The organism is Microbacterium meiriae, from assembly GCF_040702565.1.
Lineage (GTDB): Bacteria > Actinomycetota > Actinomycetes > Actinomycetales > Microbacteriaceae > Microbacterium > Microbacterium meiriae.
Map to the genome: position 1 here is coordinate 857,920 of NZ_JBFBLJ010000002.1, position 15,137 is coordinate 873,056.

The window sequence follows — 15,137 nt, forward strand, 5'->3', positions numbered from 1 at the left end:
GCATATCGGCGGTGTATGGAAAACGCCATACGCCCCGGCAACCGCGTCCTCTCTTCACTGGAAGCATGAACGACCTCCACACCCCCCGAGCCGTCCGGGCACGGCGCCGTCGGCGGATCGCCACCACGGCCTCCGTGCTGGCACTCGCGGTGGTCGCCGCCGTCGCCGTGCAGCAGTCGCTGTCGGCCGCGTTCGCCGAGACCGCCCCGATCGTCACGCCCGCCACCACCGGCTCCTCCGGCTCCGACACCGATCCGCATCCGCCGACCACCGGATCGGTGCTCGCCCCGAGCGAGGCGGACGGCGTGATCCGCGACGGCGATCAGCCGACGGTCTTCGACGTCGACAGGATCGCCGTCGGCAACCTCGACCCCGCGCTGCTCGACGCCCTCCAGCGTGCCGCCTCCGATGCCGAGGCCGACGGGGTCACCTTCGTCGTGAACAGCGGATGGCGGTCGGCCACGCTGCAGGAGCAGTTGCTCCGCGACGCGATCGACGACTACGGCTCGGAGGAGGAGGCGCGCCGCTGGGTGGCGACCGCCGAGACCTCGGCGCACGTCTCCGGCGACGCGGCCGACCTCGGTCCGCTCCCCACCCTCGATTGGCTCGCCCAGCGCGGCTGGCGCTACGGGCTCTGCCAGACCTACGCCAACGAGTCCTGGCACTACGAGCTGCGACCGGAGGCTGTCGAGGACGGCTGCCCCGCACAGTACGCCGATGCCACCGAAGACCCGAGGATGCAGCGATGACCGCGGTGCTCGCGGAGGGGGCGACCCTGTCCCGCCGGCACGCACCGACCCTGTCCACCCTTCCGGGCGCCGTCGCCGAGAACCTCGGCCGCGTGCGGGCCGCCGCTGCGGTTCCCGTCATGGCCGTGGTCAAGGCCGACGCCTACGGTCACGGCATGGTGGCGGTGGCGACCGCCGCCGTGGCCGCGGGAGCCGAGTGGCTCGGGGTCACCGACGTCGCCGAGGGGGTCGCGCTGCGCGAGGCCGGCCTGCGGGTGCCGATCCTCGCCTGGTTGCATCCGGCGGGCATCGACGCGCCGCTCGCGGCCGCTGCGGGGGTCGACGTGGCCGTCGGCTCCGTCGAGGAGCTGCGCCAGCTCGCGGCCGATGCCACAGCTTCCGTGCGGGTGCACCTGCACCTCGACACCGGGATGGCGCGCGGAGGGTGCCCCGTGGAGGACTGGGACACTCTGCTGCGCACGGCGAGGGCGGCCCGCGGACGGATCGATGTCGTCGGGGTGATGGGGCACCTCCCCTGCGCGGACGCCGCGGATCCGCGGGCGAACGCGGCCGCGGTGCTGCGGATGCGCCAGGGGAGGGACGCGGTCCTGCGCGCCGGGTTCGGACCGCTGCTCGTGCACCTCGCGGCGACGTCGGGGGCTCTCACGGACCCCGCCACGCACTTCGACATGGTGCGGGTGGGGGCCGCCCTCGTGGGGATCGACCCGTCCGAGACGGTGTCGTTGGTCGGGGCCTCCCGGTTCACCACGCCCGTGGTGCACAGCGCCGCCGTGCCGGCCGGAACCGTCGTGGGCTACGGGGGCACGCACACGACGGCGACGGCCACGCACCTGAGCGTCGTGGGCGTCGGGTACGCGGACGGCATCCCGCGGGAGGTCGGGCCGGGTGCGGGGGTGGAGATCGGAGGGGAACGGCACCTGATCGTCGGGAGGGTGTCGATGGATCAGATCGTCGTCGACACCGGGGGGAGGGCGTTCCCGCGGGGAGCGGTCGCGACGGTGTTCGGGCCGGACGGCGGCGCAGTGCCGTCGGTGCAGGAGTGGGCGCGGTGGGCGGGCACGATCCCGCACACCATCGTCACGGGCATCGGCCCGCGAGTGAGAAGGAGCGTGGCATGACGATGAAGGTCCTGGTCATCGGAGGGGGACAGAACCCGGAGCACGAGGTATCGCTCGCGTCGGCGGCGGCGGTCGCCGCGGCGCTGCGGTTGGGGGGACACGCCGTCACGACCGTGACGATCGACCGCGACGGCGTGTGGCGCGCGGACGGCATCCCGCCCGGCGTGAGTCCGGCGGCATCGTTGCAGCAGGCCCTGCCGCTGCTCGCGGCGAGCGACGTCGTGTTCCCGGCCGTGCACGGGGCGCTCGGGGAGGACGGCGCCCTCGCGGCGCTGTGCGCGCTCGCCGGGGTCCCCGTGGTCGGATCCGCGCTGGGGGCGGGGGCGATCGGCATGGACAAATGGGCCACGAAGCTGGTGGCCCAGGCCGTGGGGCTGCGGACCGCCAGGGGGCGACTGGTCGCCGCGGAGGAGATCGGCGATGTGGAGTTCGACGGCGCGGTCGTGGTCAAGCCGGTCACGGCCGGCTCAAGCCACGGCGTGAGCCTGGTGACGGAGGAGGGCGACCTGCTCACGGCGCTGCGGGGAGCAGCGCGGTTCGACCGGCGGATCCTGGTCGAGGAGGTCGTGCACGCACGGGAGATCGACGTCGCCGTGCTGCGGGAGAAGGGCGGGGTGCGGTGGGCCGCCCCGCCCCTGGAGATCCACGCGCCCGGGCTCTTCGACACCGCGACGAAGTACGACGGCACGGCCCGCTTCACGGTTCCCGCGCAGCTCGATACAGCCGCCACGACGGCGCTCAAGCGCGCGGCGATCGCGATGTTCGATGCCCTGGGGTGCGACGGCGTCGCCCGGATGGACTTCTTCCTCACGGACGAGGGCCCTGTGCTCAACGAGGTGAACACGATGCCGGGGCTGACCGCCGCCTCCCAGGTGCCGCGGATGTTCGCGGCGGCCGGGGTGGACTACGTCGACCTCGTGGGCAGGCTCGTCCGAGCGGCCGTGTGAGAGGGGCTCGACACGGCGCGTGCGGAGGCGGATGCTGGGGGCATGGCAGCCTTCACAGCGGAGAACGCGTTCAGCGGTTTCAGCGTCGATGACATCGACGCGGCGAAAGAGTTCTACGGCACGACCCTCGGGCTCGACGTCGAGGTCAACGCGATGGGGTTCCTCGATCTGCGCCTGCCCCGCGGCGGGTCGATCCTCGTCTACGCGAAACCGAACCACACCCCGGCGAGCTTCACGATCCTGAACTTCCCGGTGGCGGACGTCGACGCCGCGGTCGAGGAGCTCAACGAGCGCGGCGTGCAGACGAAGATCTACGGCGACGACGAGTTCCCGTCGGACTCCCGCGGCATCGTCCGCGGGAACGGGCATGGGCCGGACATCGCGTGGTTCCGCGACCCGGCGGGGAACGTGCTCGCTGTCATGCAGGCCTGACGGGGCCCGCCTCGCTCACAGCCGGTCGACCGCCGTCACCGTCACGACCGCCTCGCCGGCCTCGTCCGACGCGGCGAGGTCGACGGTGGCGCTGATGCCCCAGTCGTGGTCGCCGACCGGGTCGTCGATGATCTGCCGCGCCGTCCAGGCGGTCGGACCCTCGGTGAGCAGCAGCATGCGGGAGCTGCGGGCGTCCGGTCCGGTGCCGATGTCGTCGTGCTCGGCGAAGTACGCATCCAGCGCGTCCGACCAGGCGGCGGCGCCGAACGACGGGTCGAGCTCGGCCAGCGCATCCACGTCCTCACGCGCGGCGAGCTGCACGCGCCGGAAGAGTTCGTTGCGGACGAGCGTGCGGAAGGCGCGGGTGTTGCTCGTGAGGCGCTTCGGTGCGGGCGGGACGATCGGCTCGTCGGTCTCGCCGCGGGCGGCGGTCCCTGCGGTCAGCTCGCTCCACTCGTCGAGCAGGCTGGAGTCGATCTGGCGCACGAGCTCGCCGAGCCAGGCGATGAGGTCGTGGAGGTCCTCGTCCTTCCGCTCCTCGGGGATCGTCTGGGAGGCGGCGCGGTACGCGTCCGACAGATACCGCAGGACGACGCCCTCGGAGCGGGCGATCTTGTAGAACGCGACGTACTCGCCGAACGACATGGCCCGCTCGTACATGTCACGGACGACGGACTTCGGGTGCAGGGCGAAGTCACGGATCCACGGTTGCGCCGCGCTGAAGGTCTCGAAGGCCGCGTCGAGGAGCTCCTCCAGGGGCTTCGGGTGGCTGATCGCCTCGAGGAGCTCCATGCGCTCGTCGTACTCGATGCCCTCGCGCTTCATCGCGGCGACCGCCTCGCCCCGCGCGAGGAACTCCTGCTGGCTGAGTACGGCGCGCGGATCGTCCAGCGTCGCCTCGACGATCGAGATCATGTCCAGCGCGTACGACCCCGTCCCCACCTGGGTCCCTGAGCCCGTCGAAGGGTGGGTCCCTGAGCCTTCCTGGGTCCCTGAGCCTGTCGAAGGGTGGGTCCCTGAGCCTTCCTGGGTCCCTGAGCCCGTCGAAGGGTCCAGCAGATCGAACGCCGCGAGGGCGAAGGGGGACAGCGGCTGGTTGAGCGCGAAGTTGGGCTGCAGGTCGACCGTGAGCCTGACCCCCTTCGGTGCTCCGGGCACGCCCGTGTCGAACGTCTCCACGACGCCCGATTCCCGGAGCGTCCGGAAGATCGCGAGGGCGCGGAGGGCGAGCGCACGCTGCCGGGCGCGCGGCTCATGGTTGTCGAAGACGAGCCGGCGGACGTTCCCGAACACATCGCCGCCCCGGGCGATGACGTTGAGCAGCATCGCGCTGGTGATCTGCATGTGCGAGGTCAGGGTCTCGGGCGTCGCATCGATGAGCTTCCGGAACGACGGCTCTCCCCACGACACGAACCCGTCCGGGGCCTTCTTGCGGATGATCTTCCGCTTCTTCTTCGGGTCGTCGCCGGCCTTGCGGATCGCGGCGAGGTTCTCGGTCTCGTGCTCCGGGGCCTGGGCGACGACGGTACCAGCGGTGTCGTAGCCCGCGCGTCCGGCCCGGCCCGCGATCTGGTGGAACTCCCGCGCGTTGAGCTGGCGCATCCGCGTGCCGTCGAACTTCGTCAGCGCGGTGAGCAGCACGGTCCGGATGGGGACGTTGATGCCCACGCCCAGGGTGTCGGTGCCGCAGATGACCCGGAGGAGACCGCGCTGGGCGAGCTGTTCCACGAGTCGGCGGTACTTGGGCAGCATGCCGGCGTGGTGCACGCCGATGCCGGCCCGGAGGAAGCGGGAGAGCGTCTTGCCGAACGCCGTCGTGAAGCGGAAGCCGCCGATGAGGGCGGCGATCTCGTCCCGCTGCTCACGCGTCGCGACCTTCGTGCTCGACAGGGCCTGGGCCCGCTCCATGGCGGCCGCCTGCGAGAAGTGCACGATGTAGACCGGGGCCTGTCCCGTGTTCAGCAGGTCGTCGATGGTCTCGTGGATGGGCGTCGTCTCGTAGAAGAAGTGCAGCGGGACCGGGCGCTCCACTCCGGTGACCGAGGCGGTCTCCCGTCCTGTGCGACGCGTCAGGTCGGCGGCGAGGGTGGTGACGTCGCCGAGGGTGGCGGTCATCAGCACGAACTGGGCCTGTGGGAGCTCGAGGAGCGGCACCTGCCAGGCCCACCCGCGGTCCGGGTCGCCGTAGAAGTGGAACTCGTCCATGACGACGAGGCCCACGTCGGCGGCATCACCCTGCCGCAGGGCCAGGTTCGCGAGGATCTCGGCGGTGCAGCAGATGATGGGGGCGTCCGCGTTCACGGCGGAGTCTCCCGTCACCATCCCCACGTTCTCGGCGCCGAACACCTCTGCCAGCGCGAAGAACTTCTCGCTGACGAGGGCCTTGATCGGCGCCGTGTAGTAGCTGCGGCGGCCGCCGACTATCGCCGCGAAGTGGGCTCCGACCGCGACGAGCGACTTTCCGGTGCCCGTCGGCGTGGACAGGATGACGTTCGCGCCGGAGACGATCTCGATGAGCGCCTCGTCCTGCGCGGGGTAGAGGCGGATGCCGGTCGACTCCGCCCATTCCACGAACGTCAGGTAGACCGCGTCGGGGTCCGCCGCGTCGGGAACGAGAGAGGGTTCGAGCCGCGGCGTGGGATTCATGGTGCTTCGATCATCCCATCTGCGTCATGTCGCCGATCCCGCGACCCCGAGCGCGGTGAGCAGCTCGTACGCCGTGGAGCGCGCGTGCACGATCACGGTCCCGAGCTGCGACGACGAGGCCGACACCGAGAGCAGGAGCTGGCCATACGGCGCGAGGATGAAGCTCAGCAGGGCCATCTGGTTCTCTCCGATGGACAGCGACACGATGGCCGACAGGGTTGGCTCCGTCCCGCCGGCGATGATCTCGGCTTCGGCCCGCGCGACCCCGAACAGGGAGCCGTTCATCGCCGCGAGCTGCTCGCCGCCGTCCTGGTCGACGCCGAGCGAGGCGATGTGTAGGCCGTCGGCCGTGCCGAGGACCGCGGTCGTCAGCTCCGGGAAGCGCTCCTCCAACTGCTGCAGACGGGTCTGCGCCGACGGGCCGACGATGCGCGACCACAGGGCCCAGTTGCCGGCGACGTCGGGGTGCATGCGGGACGGATCGGGCGTCGCGGCGGCGTCGTGCCGCCGGGCGGGTCCGGTCATGGCTTCTCCTCCGGAAGATCGAGAGCGGCGCCGGCGACACGCATCACGCTGTCGCGGTCGCGCGCGTCGGCCGCGAGGACGCGCGAGGCGGGGATGCCGTGTCGCGCGAGGGGGGCGGCGAGCGCGCGCCGGATATCGCCGATCGCTCGTCCGGCGGTGTGGCTGACGGCGATCACGACGCGATGCTCCTCGCCCGCGAGAACGTCCAGCCACTCGTCGGCGTCGGCGACGAGGGTGTCGCGGTCGCCGCGCAGCCAGAGCAGCACCCGGGTGCCCGGGATCGAGACGCGCTGCCGTGCCGACGCGAAGCGCTGCTGCCCCGGGATGCCGATGAGCGCGATGGAGACCTCGGGCGTCGGCCGCCAGGTCCCGTAGTCGAGCCCGACCGTCGTGGTGGTCTTGCCGTCACCGCTCGCGAACGACATCGGCACGTCGGTGTCCACCGGCGCGACGTCGCTCAGAGCGCGGACCGCAGTCGTCTTGCCCGCGCCCACCGGACCGGCGAAGATCACCCGGTACCGCTGAGGCAGGTCGGTCCGTCGGCGCCGGGGGCGCCTCATCGTCCGCTCCCCGGGACCGGTCTTTCGCTGTCGCCCTCTCCCGAGGCCGCTCCCCACGGCCTCATGGATCACGCGCCGAGGGCGGCGACCCGGCGGTTCACCGAGGAGCGCAGCAGGGCGAGGTTCGTGGCCTGCCGATCGGCGGCCAGGTAGATGAACAGATCGTCGTCGAGCATCTTGAGCAGGTGCAGCTGCGTGTTCAGCGTCAGCAGCATGTCCTCGAGCTCGCCATCGATGCCGAGGGCATCGATCGTGCGCTTCTTGTTCTTCACGATCTCGCTGTTGAACGCGCTCGCGACCTCGAGGTCGAAGTCCGGACGGACGGAGCTCGAGGCGAGCGGCAGCGCTGATTCGAGGTCGACGATCGACGCCCCGATGAATCCGTTGATGTCGCGCTCGATGTCCGCCAGAAGCGTGTTGAGCTGATCTTGCGTGGCCATGGTTCTCCCCAGTCGTCTTCATCGCGCGCAGCAGCGACCGCCCTGTGCGGTCGTCCCCGGCGCCGCGCGACCTGTGAAGTGTATAACGTTACTCGACGAGGGGGCCAGTCTCAGACCGAAGTCGCTGCGCGGAGGGCGATGCGGACCATGTCGCCGAACGTCTGCTCGCGCTCCTGGGCCGTGGTCTCCTCGCCGGTGACGATGTGGTCGCTGACCGTGCAGATCGCGAGGGCGCGGCGCCCGTGGAACGCGGCGAGCGTGTAGAGCCCTGCCGCCTCCATCTCGACGCCGAGGATGCCGTGCCGCACGAAGGGCTCCGTGAGCTCCGGCCGGGTGCTGTAGAACTGGTCGCTCGAGAACAGCGGCCCCACGTGCACCGTGGACGACACCGGCTCCGACTCGCTCGCCTCCACCGCCGCGCGCAGCAGGGCGAAGTCGGCGAGCGGGGCGTAGTCGAGGCCGTGGAAGCGCACGCGGTTGATCCCGGAGTCGGTGCTCGCGCCGTTGGCGATGATGATGTCGCGGACCGCGAGCTTCTCGGTCAGCGCGCCGCAGGATCCGACCCGGACGATCGTCTGCACGTCGTACTCCGTGAACAGTTCCGTCGCGTAGATCGCCATCGACGGCTGCCCCATCCCCGAGCCCTGGACGGAGACCCGATGCCCCTCCCAGGTGCCGGTGAAGCCCAGCATGCCGCGCGTCTCCGAGTACAGCTCGGCGTCGTCGAGGAAGGTCTCGGCAATCCACTTCGCCCGCAGCGGATCGCCGGGGAACAGGACGACGGGGGCGATCTGACCGGGTTCCGCGGCGATGTGGGTGCTCATCCGCTCAGCGTACTCAGCCCTCGCGACGCCGGACGATCTCCCCGATCCAGAGGGGCGCGAAGGGCGAGGTGCAGCCGGGGGCGGTGGGGTAGTCGGCCAACACCTGGAGCCGTTCTCCGATCTCCACCGCCCGTCCCCGCAGGTCCGGATGGAAGATGCCGATGTTCGCGAGGGTCTCGTTCATGGCCCACTGCAGGCGCGGCGGGGCCTGCTGCAGGTCGCGGTCGATCAGGTCGAGCAGGTGCGGCAGGTCGAGGCCGTCGGCGTCCTTCGTCACGCGGACCGTCGTGAGCGACCACGCGGCGGCGGCGACGGTGGGATCGGCGTCGTCGAACCAGCGCCGGCGCAGCTCCTCGGCGAGAGGCGACTTCTTGAGGACGTAGTTCACGAACCAGTCGTTCACCTTGGGCGGCCGCGTCTCGCGCAGCATCGTGTCGAGCTCGTCGGCGGTGAAGTCGGCCGGACGGCACACGAGCAGGGCCAGGAGCCGGGCGGACGTCTCGCCGGTCGCCCACAGCTCCCGCGCCAGGGCCTGGTCCGTCTTGATGCGCTTCGCGAGGGCGCGCATGCGGCTCAGGTTGATGCCGTGGTCGTCGCCGCGCTTCTCGTTCGCCGCGCGCTGCTTCGGGTCCTCCAGTGCCGCGAGCTCCGCCAGCGCCTCCTCGACTGTCATCCCGCCAGGGTAACCCCGCCGACCCACCCCTTTCGGTGCGTCCCGGCCCGTTGCGAACGCACAGAGGGGGCCGGGAGGTGCGAAAGGGGGTGGGTCGGTACTCAGTCTTCCTCGAGGAGCTCGCCGCGGATGCGACGGAGGTCTTCCATGAGGGAGCCGATGAGGATCCAGTGCTGCGAGGAGGGCGGACGGATCACGAGGGGAGCGGTCAGAGCGGGGATGGCGGAGGTCAGCGTCTCGGGCTCCGGAGAGGGCGCTGTGGTCTGCACCGCGAGGCGCACGTCGTGTCCGGCCCGGCGGAGTTGCTCGGCGATCGCGGCGACCGCGGGCTCTTCGCCGAGCCGGTCGTCGTAGTGGTCGAAGTAGGCCCGGGTCATGCCGATGGTCTGCGTGACGATGGGCGAGAGCCGGTCGAGCAGCGCCCTCAGCTCCTGCAGGTCGGCGCGATGGGTCGAGCGCCGGGGGTTCAGCGTGAGCGACTCCTCCCCGGCGGCGATCGCGGCTTCGGCGGCGTCCTTCATGGGTCGCAGCAGCCGCACCTCGAGCATGAGCTCCTGCAGCCGCGCCGGAGTCTGCGGGGCGGGCAGGGCGTCCGCGAGGCGGTCGAGGCTCGCGGCGAGCTCCCGTCCGAGCAGCCCCACATCCCGCCGCGCCGGCTCGACGAGCACCGGCGGCACGATCAGCGCATTCACGACGATGCCGATCACCACCCCGATGAGGGTCTCCCCGATCCGGGCGATCGCGTACTCCGGACTCGACGACCCGAGCGCCAGCACGAGCATCGCCGAGATCGCGACCTGGTTGCCGGTGCCGGGGGACGCCCGGAAGATCCATGCCACGAGCATCGCGACGACGATCGCGAGCAGCACGATCCAGCTCGGCGAGCCGAGGAGCAGGCCGAGGCCGACGGCGATCACCACGCCGACGATCACGCCGATGCTGCGCTCCAGCGCCTTCGACAGCGACTGGTTGACGCTGGGCTGCACGACCAGCAGCGCGGCGATCGCGGCGAACACCGGCAGCTGCCCGGGGAAGACCAAGCCCGCGATCAGCCACGCGGCGATGGTCGCCGCGGCCGACTTCACCACCTGCAGCAGGGGGGAGCGCTGGGAGGCGCGGATCGCGGCGGGGATGCGCATGACCTCCACGGTAGTCGCGCCGATGTCAACCCCATCGCCGATCTCGCCCGCAGCGGGCTGAATGGAAGCACACGAACGACGAACAAGTGAGGAGCATCCCCATGGTGCAGATCATCGAGACCATCGACGTCGACGTTCCCGTCCGCACGGCGTACAACCAGTGGACGCAGTTCGAGAGCTTCCCGAAGTTCCTCGACGAGGTCGTCTCCATCACGCAGATCGACGCGACCCACACGCACTGGAAGGTGAACGTGGGGGGCGCGGAGCGTGAGTTCGACGCCGAGATCACCGAGCAGCACCCGGATGAGCGCGTCGCGTGGAACAGCGTCGGCGGCGAGACCGAGCACGCGGGCGTCGTGACGTTCCACAAGATCGACGAGAACACCACGCGTGTGACCGTCCAGCTCGACTGGGCGCCGGAGGGACTCCTGGAGAAGGTCGGTGCCCTGGTCGGCGCCGGATCCCACGCGGTGAAGAAGGACCTGAAGAACTTCAAGGAGTTCATCGAGGGCCGTGGCGTCGAGACCGGCGCCTGGCGCGGTGACGTGGACGCCTGACGCATCCTCTTCGAGGCCCGGACCGCTGCGCGCGGCCCGGGCCTCGTCGCGTGTGAGGGCTGCGGGCGTCGGAGGGGCGTGCTTGCATGGGCGCATGGACACGAGGGAGCGTCTGCGCGGCGAGGGGCGTGCCGTGCTCGCGACCGTGGTCTGCTTCGTCGGGGGAGCTCTCGCCGGGGCGCTGCTCCTCGCCGGCCCGCCGCGACCGCTGACGGGTGAGGGAGGACTGGCGCTGCCCGCTGCGGGGGTCGCCGGCGGTGTCGCGGCCCTGGCCTTCGTCGTCAGCGCTCTCCTGCACCGTCGCGATGAGGCAGCCGCGATGCCGCGCTGGCAACGGGTCGTGTCGCGCCTCTCGGCCGCCGCCCTCACCGTCGCGTTCGGGGCGGTGACGGCGATGGGTGTGCTGCTCACGGCCGAGGTGCTCGCGGCGGGCCTGCGCGGCCTCGCGCTCGGAGCCATCGGCGGCGGGCTGCTCACGGGGGTCGCGTCCGCGGTCGGCGGACGACTCGCCTTCGGTGCGGGAATCGGGCTCCGGACCGCGGACCTCGCCGGGCTCCTGTTCGGGTTCCTCGTGATCGGCACGCTGTTCGCGATGGTGACCGCCGTCGACCCCCGGTGGTGGGAGGAGAACTTCTCGCAGCTCGGGGTGGGGTGGGCGTTCAACGGCACCCTCGTCGTCGCCGGGCTGCTGGTCGCCACCGTGGGCTCGTACATCGGTCGCGATCTGCATCGGCTGCTCGGGGACCACGCGCTGTCCCGGATCGCGACCGTGGTCGTGCTGTGGGCGGCGGCCGGACTCGCTCTCGCCGCGGTCGGGGTCCTGCCGCTGTATCGAGCCCCCGTGCCGCACGACATCGCAGCCGTCGCGGCACTGCTCCTCTTCCTCGGGGCTGCCGCGGCGACGACTTTGATCGTCCCCGGTCGGCCCCTGGCCCTCGTGGTGACCTCCGTCGCCGTCGGGGTGCTCGTGGTCGGGGCCGTGCTGCTGTGGTGGCCGCTCGGCTTCTTCCCGGTGACCGCGGTGGAGGCGGTCGTCGTCGGGCTCGGACTGCTGTGGATGACGACGCTCGTGCGGGTGCTCGCGATCGTCGTGCCGGAGGGGACCCGTCCGTCCGCGCGGCCCTCGCTCTGGGAGGGCGGGCGTTCGCGCGGGCTCAGGCGGGTGGGTGGACCAGGAGCCTGATGCGGCGCGGGGGCCTGCGTCGGCGTAGGGAGGTGGGCGGGAAGAGGGCGCGGAAGATAGGGCATCCGTCCGATGTCGAGGGGGCACCTCAGAGCGGAGTGTAGGGATACACCGAACCGTCGAGGAGACATCATGTTCGAGCACCCCTCCCTCATCCATCAGGTCACCGTCTTCGAGCAGGAGCAGATCGAGCGCGCGGTCGCCCGGCGCCGGATGCTCATCGAGCACGCGGACCAGATCGTGCCGCGTCCTGCGGGTCCGCTGCGCCGGCTGCTGCGCCTCGGACGCGGGCGAGCGTCGGCGCCGCAGGCTCCGCGCACAGCGGCGTGCGATCCGGCCGTCGCCCGATGACGGACGGCGTCGTCCTGTCCTTCCCCGGCCCTCCGGATGTCCGCGGGCAGTGGCACGATGGGTCCATGGCCCCAGCCCCCACCGCCGCGATGGTCGGGCGTGATGCCGAGCTCGCCGGGATGCGCCGCCTGTTCGACGGCGTGCGCCAGGGTGTGCCCGCCGCGCTGCTCGTGGAGGGCGAGGCGGGTATCGGCAAGTCCCGGCTGGTGCGGGAGTTCAGCGCCGAGATCGCGACCGCGGCCGACGTGCACGGGGGCTGGTGTCTCGACCTCGGCACCTCGCGCGCCCCGTTCGGCCCGCTCGCCGGCATCCTCCGCTCGCTCGTGGAGCGGCTGGGCGCGGAGCGTGTGCGCGAGGCGGTCGGCGTGGGCGTCGAGGCTCTCGGCATGCTGCTGCCCGAGCTCGTCGACGCTCCCGCCGCTCGCGACCGCACCAGCCCCGAACGCCTGCGCGACGCGATCGCCTCCCTCATCGAGGCCGCCACGGAGCTGGCGCCGCAGGTCATCGTCGTCGAAGACCTGCACTGGGCCGACGACTCGACCCTCGCGATCCTCTCCTTCCTGCTGCGCACGCTCGACCGTGGCCGCCTCCTGCTGCTCATCACCTGCCGCACCGACGATGTGCGCCGAGGCGACGCGGTGAGCCGGTTCATCGGCGAGGCCACGAGGGCGCGGCTGCTCGAACGGATGACCGTGCCGCGCCTCGACGACCATGCGGTCGGCGAGCTGGTCGCACAGATCACGGGACGCGCGCCGACCGCGACGGCGCTGGAGCGGCTGCAGGTGCGCGCGGAGGGCGTCCCCTTCTTCGTCGAGGAGATCGCCGGGTGCGCCCAGGGCCCCCTGCCGGAGAGCCTGCGCGACCTGCTGCTCGCCCGCTTCGACCGCCTCGGCGACGACGCGCGCCGGGTGGTGCAGGTGATGTCCGGCGCCGAGCGGCCGCTCACGGATCCGCTGCTGCTGCGCCTCGTCGACCTTCCGGAGGATCGTGTCGAAGACGCCGTCCGTGAGGCCGTGCGCAGCGGCATCATCGTCGTGGGCGAAGACGACTACCGGTTCCGCCACGCACTGCTGCGGGAGGCTGTGCACGGCGATCTGCTCCCCGGCGAGAGGGCGCGGCTGCACCGGGCCTACGCCGAGGCGTTGGAGGAGGGCGGGGGCGACGACGCGGCGGCGTCGGCCTACCACTGGCAGCTCGCGCAGGACGATCGTCGTGCGATCGCGGCCGCCGCCGACGCCATGCGGCAGGCGAAGGCCCAGTACGCCTTCGCCAGCGCGGCGCGGTTCGGCGAGCTCATCCTCGAGCTCTGGCCGCTCGTGCCGGACGCGGCGGAGGCGACGGGCTTCGCGCGTCTCGACCTCCTCCACGTGCTCGGGTCGGTCCTGCGCAACGCCGGCGACGGGGAGCGTGCGCTCGCGGTCGCCAACGTCGCGCTGAGCGAGGTCGACGCAGCGACGGTCGACCCGCGACTGCACGCCCGACTGCTGCGCAACAAGGCGCTGTACCTCGTCAACCTCGGGCGTCTCGGAGCCGTCCCGTTGCTTCAGGAGGCGCTGGCGCTCGCCGAGCGGGTCGACGACGACGTGTTCCGTGCGGAACTGCTGAATCAGCTCGCGAGTCGTCGCATGATCGCGGGTGACCGGGAGGAGGCCATCCGCCTCGCCGACGAGGCGGAGCGCCGGGCGGCGGGCGCCCCGACGACGGACCAGCTCTCGATCGCCGCGAACGTCCGTGGCGGGTCGCTGGCGCACCTCGGACGGGTCGCGGAGGGGGTGCGCGAGTACCGACGGGCACGCGACCTCGCCGCCGGATCGACGGCCGAGATGCGTTACCGCGTCAACTACTCCGACCTGCTGACGCTGCTGGGCCGCTATCGGGAGGCGGTCGCCGTCGCGGAGGAGGGTCTGCGGCGAGCCCGTGAGCTCCGCGTCGAGCGCACCTCGGGCTCGATCATGGCGCAGAACATGATCGTGCCGCTGCTGGAGCTCGGGGAGATCGACCAGGTCGAGGACATGCTGGCCCGCGATTTCCTGCAGGGCACGCTGCGCGTGTTCCGGATGTACGTGAGCATGACCCGGGTGCGGGTGCTCGCCTGGCGGGGCCGGGCCGCGGAGGCCGCGGAGACCCTGCGGGAGTGGCTGCCGGCGTTCGAGGAGACGGGGGTCTCGGAGCGGCAGATCTGGTACGACCGGATCACGATGCAGGTCGCCGTCGCCGAGAGTCAGGGCGACCTCCGCGGAGCGCTCGACGTGATCCTGGCGATGCTGGAGGACGAGCGTCCGGCGTTGCTGCATCAGCGGCGGCTGCTCCTGGAGGCGGGGGCCCTCGTGACGGCGCTGCGTGCGGGCGGCGCGGACGTCGAGGCGGCGGTCGCGGCGGTGCGGACGGCGTGGGAGGTACAGCCGCCGGAACTCCAGGACGACGCGTGGTCGACGGTGCTGCACGCCCTGCTCGAACCGGAGCCGGCGGTGGTCGACGAGGCGCTGGTGTGTGCGGACGGGGACGACGTTCCGGTGACGTTCCGGGTGGTGCTCCGGCTCGAGCGGGCCCGGCTGCACGTCGCCGCCGGGGAGCGCGCCGAGGCGGCTGCCGTGCTGGCAGCGGCGACGGCGATCGCTGAGCGCCTCGGCCACGTGCCGCTGCAGAAGGCACTGACACGGTTCGGCGATGCGTCCGGGGTACGTCCGACCGGACCCCGCGAGGCTGACGCGGAGCAGCTGACGGCCAGGGAGCGGCAGGTACTCGCCCTGATCGCTGAGGGCCTGAGCAACCGCCAGATCGGGGAGCGCCTGTTCATCAGTGTGAAGACCGTCAGCGTGCACGTCTCGGCGGTGCTGCGCAAACTCGGTGTCAGCACGCGCACCGAGGCGGCACTCGCCCATCGCACGGCCGAAGAGGCGGCATCCGGTCAGTCGGCCGTGGTAGCGTGACCGAGCATGCATGTCGGATCATCGGCATGATGCAGGCCGCGCGAGCGGCCGGTCAACAGAAAG

At 71.8% G+C, this 15,137-nt stretch carries 15 protein-coding genes; 8 read left to right on the top strand and 7 right to left on the bottom strand.

The window, feature by feature from the left end; translation table 11 throughout:
* Nucleotides 1-65 precede the first annotated feature (65 nt).
* Genes AB0310_RS11585 through AB0310_RS11600 form a run of 4 tightly spaced genes read left to right on the top strand, consistent with a single transcriptional unit; the run spans nt 66 to nt 3,246 of the window.
* Complete coding sequence (locus AB0310_RS11585) at nt 66-749, top strand: M15 family metallopeptidase (protein ID WP_366237293.1); 684 nt, start codon at nt 66-68, stop codon at nt 747-749.
* On the top strand, nt 746-1,867 hold the full coding sequence (gene alr, locus AB0310_RS11590; RefSeq protein WP_366237294.1) for an alanine racemase: 1,122 nt from the start codon (nt 746-748) through the stop codon (nt 1,865-1,867). Before AB0310_RS11585 ends, alr begins: the two co-directional genes overlap by 4 nt.
* Nucleotides 1,864-2,814 (top strand): D-alanine--D-alanine ligase family protein, encoded by a 951-nt coding sequence (locus tag AB0310_RS11595; protein ID WP_280568739.1) that lies wholly within the window; start codon nt 1,864-1,866, stop codon nt 2,812-2,814. Before alr ends, AB0310_RS11595 begins: the two co-directional genes overlap by 4 nt.
* Before the next feature lie 42 nt (nt 2,815-2,856).
* Nucleotides 2,857-3,246, top strand: a complete 390-nt coding sequence (locus AB0310_RS11600) for a VOC family protein (protein ID WP_366237295.1) — start codon at nt 2,857-2,859, stop codon at nt 3,244-3,246.
* Nucleotides 3,247-3,261: 15 nt separating this feature from the next.
* Here AB0310_RS11600 and AB0310_RS11605 read toward each other — a convergent pair whose 3' ends face one another.
* From AB0310_RS11605 to AB0310_RS11635, 7 genes are all read right to left on the bottom strand, one after another.
* On the bottom strand, nt 3,262-5,892 hold the full coding sequence (locus AB0310_RS11605) for a DEAD/DEAH box helicase (protein WP_366237296.1): 2,631 nt from the start codon (nt 5,890-5,892) through the stop codon (nt 3,262-3,264).
* Nucleotides 5,893-5,916: 24 nt separating this feature from the next.
* Nucleotides 5,917-6,417 (bottom strand): roadblock/LC7 domain-containing protein, encoded by a 501-nt coding sequence (locus tag AB0310_RS11610; protein ID WP_366237297.1) that lies wholly within the window; start codon nt 6,415-6,417, stop codon nt 5,917-5,919.
* Complete coding sequence (locus AB0310_RS11615) at nt 6,414-6,977, bottom strand: GTP-binding protein (protein WP_187663026.1); 564 nt, start codon at nt 6,975-6,977, stop codon at nt 6,414-6,416. Before AB0310_RS11615 ends, AB0310_RS11610 begins: the two co-directional genes overlap by 4 nt.
* 68 nt (nt 6,978-7,045) lie before the next feature.
* The gene (locus tag AB0310_RS11620; protein WP_366237298.1) at nt 7,046-7,417 is read right to left on the bottom strand and encodes a roadblock/LC7 domain-containing protein; all 372 of its coding nucleotides are present in this window, start codon (nt 7,415-7,417) and stop codon (nt 7,046-7,048) included.
* Nucleotides 7,418-7,527: 110 nt separating this feature from the next.
* The gene (gene deoD, locus AB0310_RS11625; protein ID WP_187663028.1) at nt 7,528-8,241 is read right to left on the bottom strand and encodes a purine-nucleoside phosphorylase; all 714 of its coding nucleotides are present in this window, start codon (nt 8,239-8,241) and stop codon (nt 7,528-7,530) included.
* Nucleotides 8,242-8,254: 13 nt separating this feature from the next.
* Nucleotides 8,255-8,914, bottom strand: a complete 660-nt coding sequence (locus tag AB0310_RS11630; RefSeq protein ID WP_187663029.1) for a DNA alkylation repair protein — start codon at nt 8,912-8,914, stop codon at nt 8,255-8,257.
* A gap of 101 nt (nt 8,915-9,015) precedes the next feature.
* Nucleotides 9,016-10,053, bottom strand: a complete 1,038-nt coding sequence (locus AB0310_RS11635; RefSeq protein WP_366237299.1) for an FUSC family protein — start codon at nt 10,051-10,053, stop codon at nt 9,016-9,018.
* 101 nt (nt 10,054-10,154) lie between these two features.
* Here AB0310_RS11635 and AB0310_RS11640 point away from each other — a divergent pair, with 101 nt between their 5' ends.
* The 4 genes from AB0310_RS11640 (at nt 10,155) to AB0310_RS11655 (ending at nt 15,074) form a co-directional block, all read left to right on the top strand.
* A complete protein-coding gene (locus AB0310_RS11640; protein ID WP_187663031.1) occupies nt 10,155-10,610 on the top strand; it encodes an SRPBCC family protein in 456 nt (151 codons plus the stop codon).
* A 94-nt stretch (nt 10,611-10,704) separates the two neighbouring features.
* Nucleotides 10,705-11,793 (top strand): DUF998 domain-containing protein, encoded by a 1,089-nt coding sequence (locus tag AB0310_RS11645; protein WP_366237300.1) that lies wholly within the window; start codon nt 10,705-10,707, stop codon nt 11,791-11,793.
* Nucleotides 11,794-11,925: 132 nt separating this feature from the next.
* On the top strand, nt 11,926-12,144 hold the full coding sequence (locus AB0310_RS11650) for a hypothetical protein (protein WP_187663032.1): 219 nt from the start codon (nt 11,926-11,928) through the stop codon (nt 12,142-12,144).
* A 65-nt stretch (nt 12,145-12,209) separates the two neighbouring features.
* Nucleotides 12,210-15,074 carry a helix-turn-helix transcriptional regulator gene (locus AB0310_RS11655; protein ID WP_366237301.1) on the top strand — a complete coding sequence of 955 codons (2,865 nt, stop codon included), beginning with the start codon at nt 12,210-12,212 and terminating at the stop codon, nt 15,072-15,074.
* The last annotated feature ends 63 nt before the right edge of the window (nt 15,075-15,137 follow it).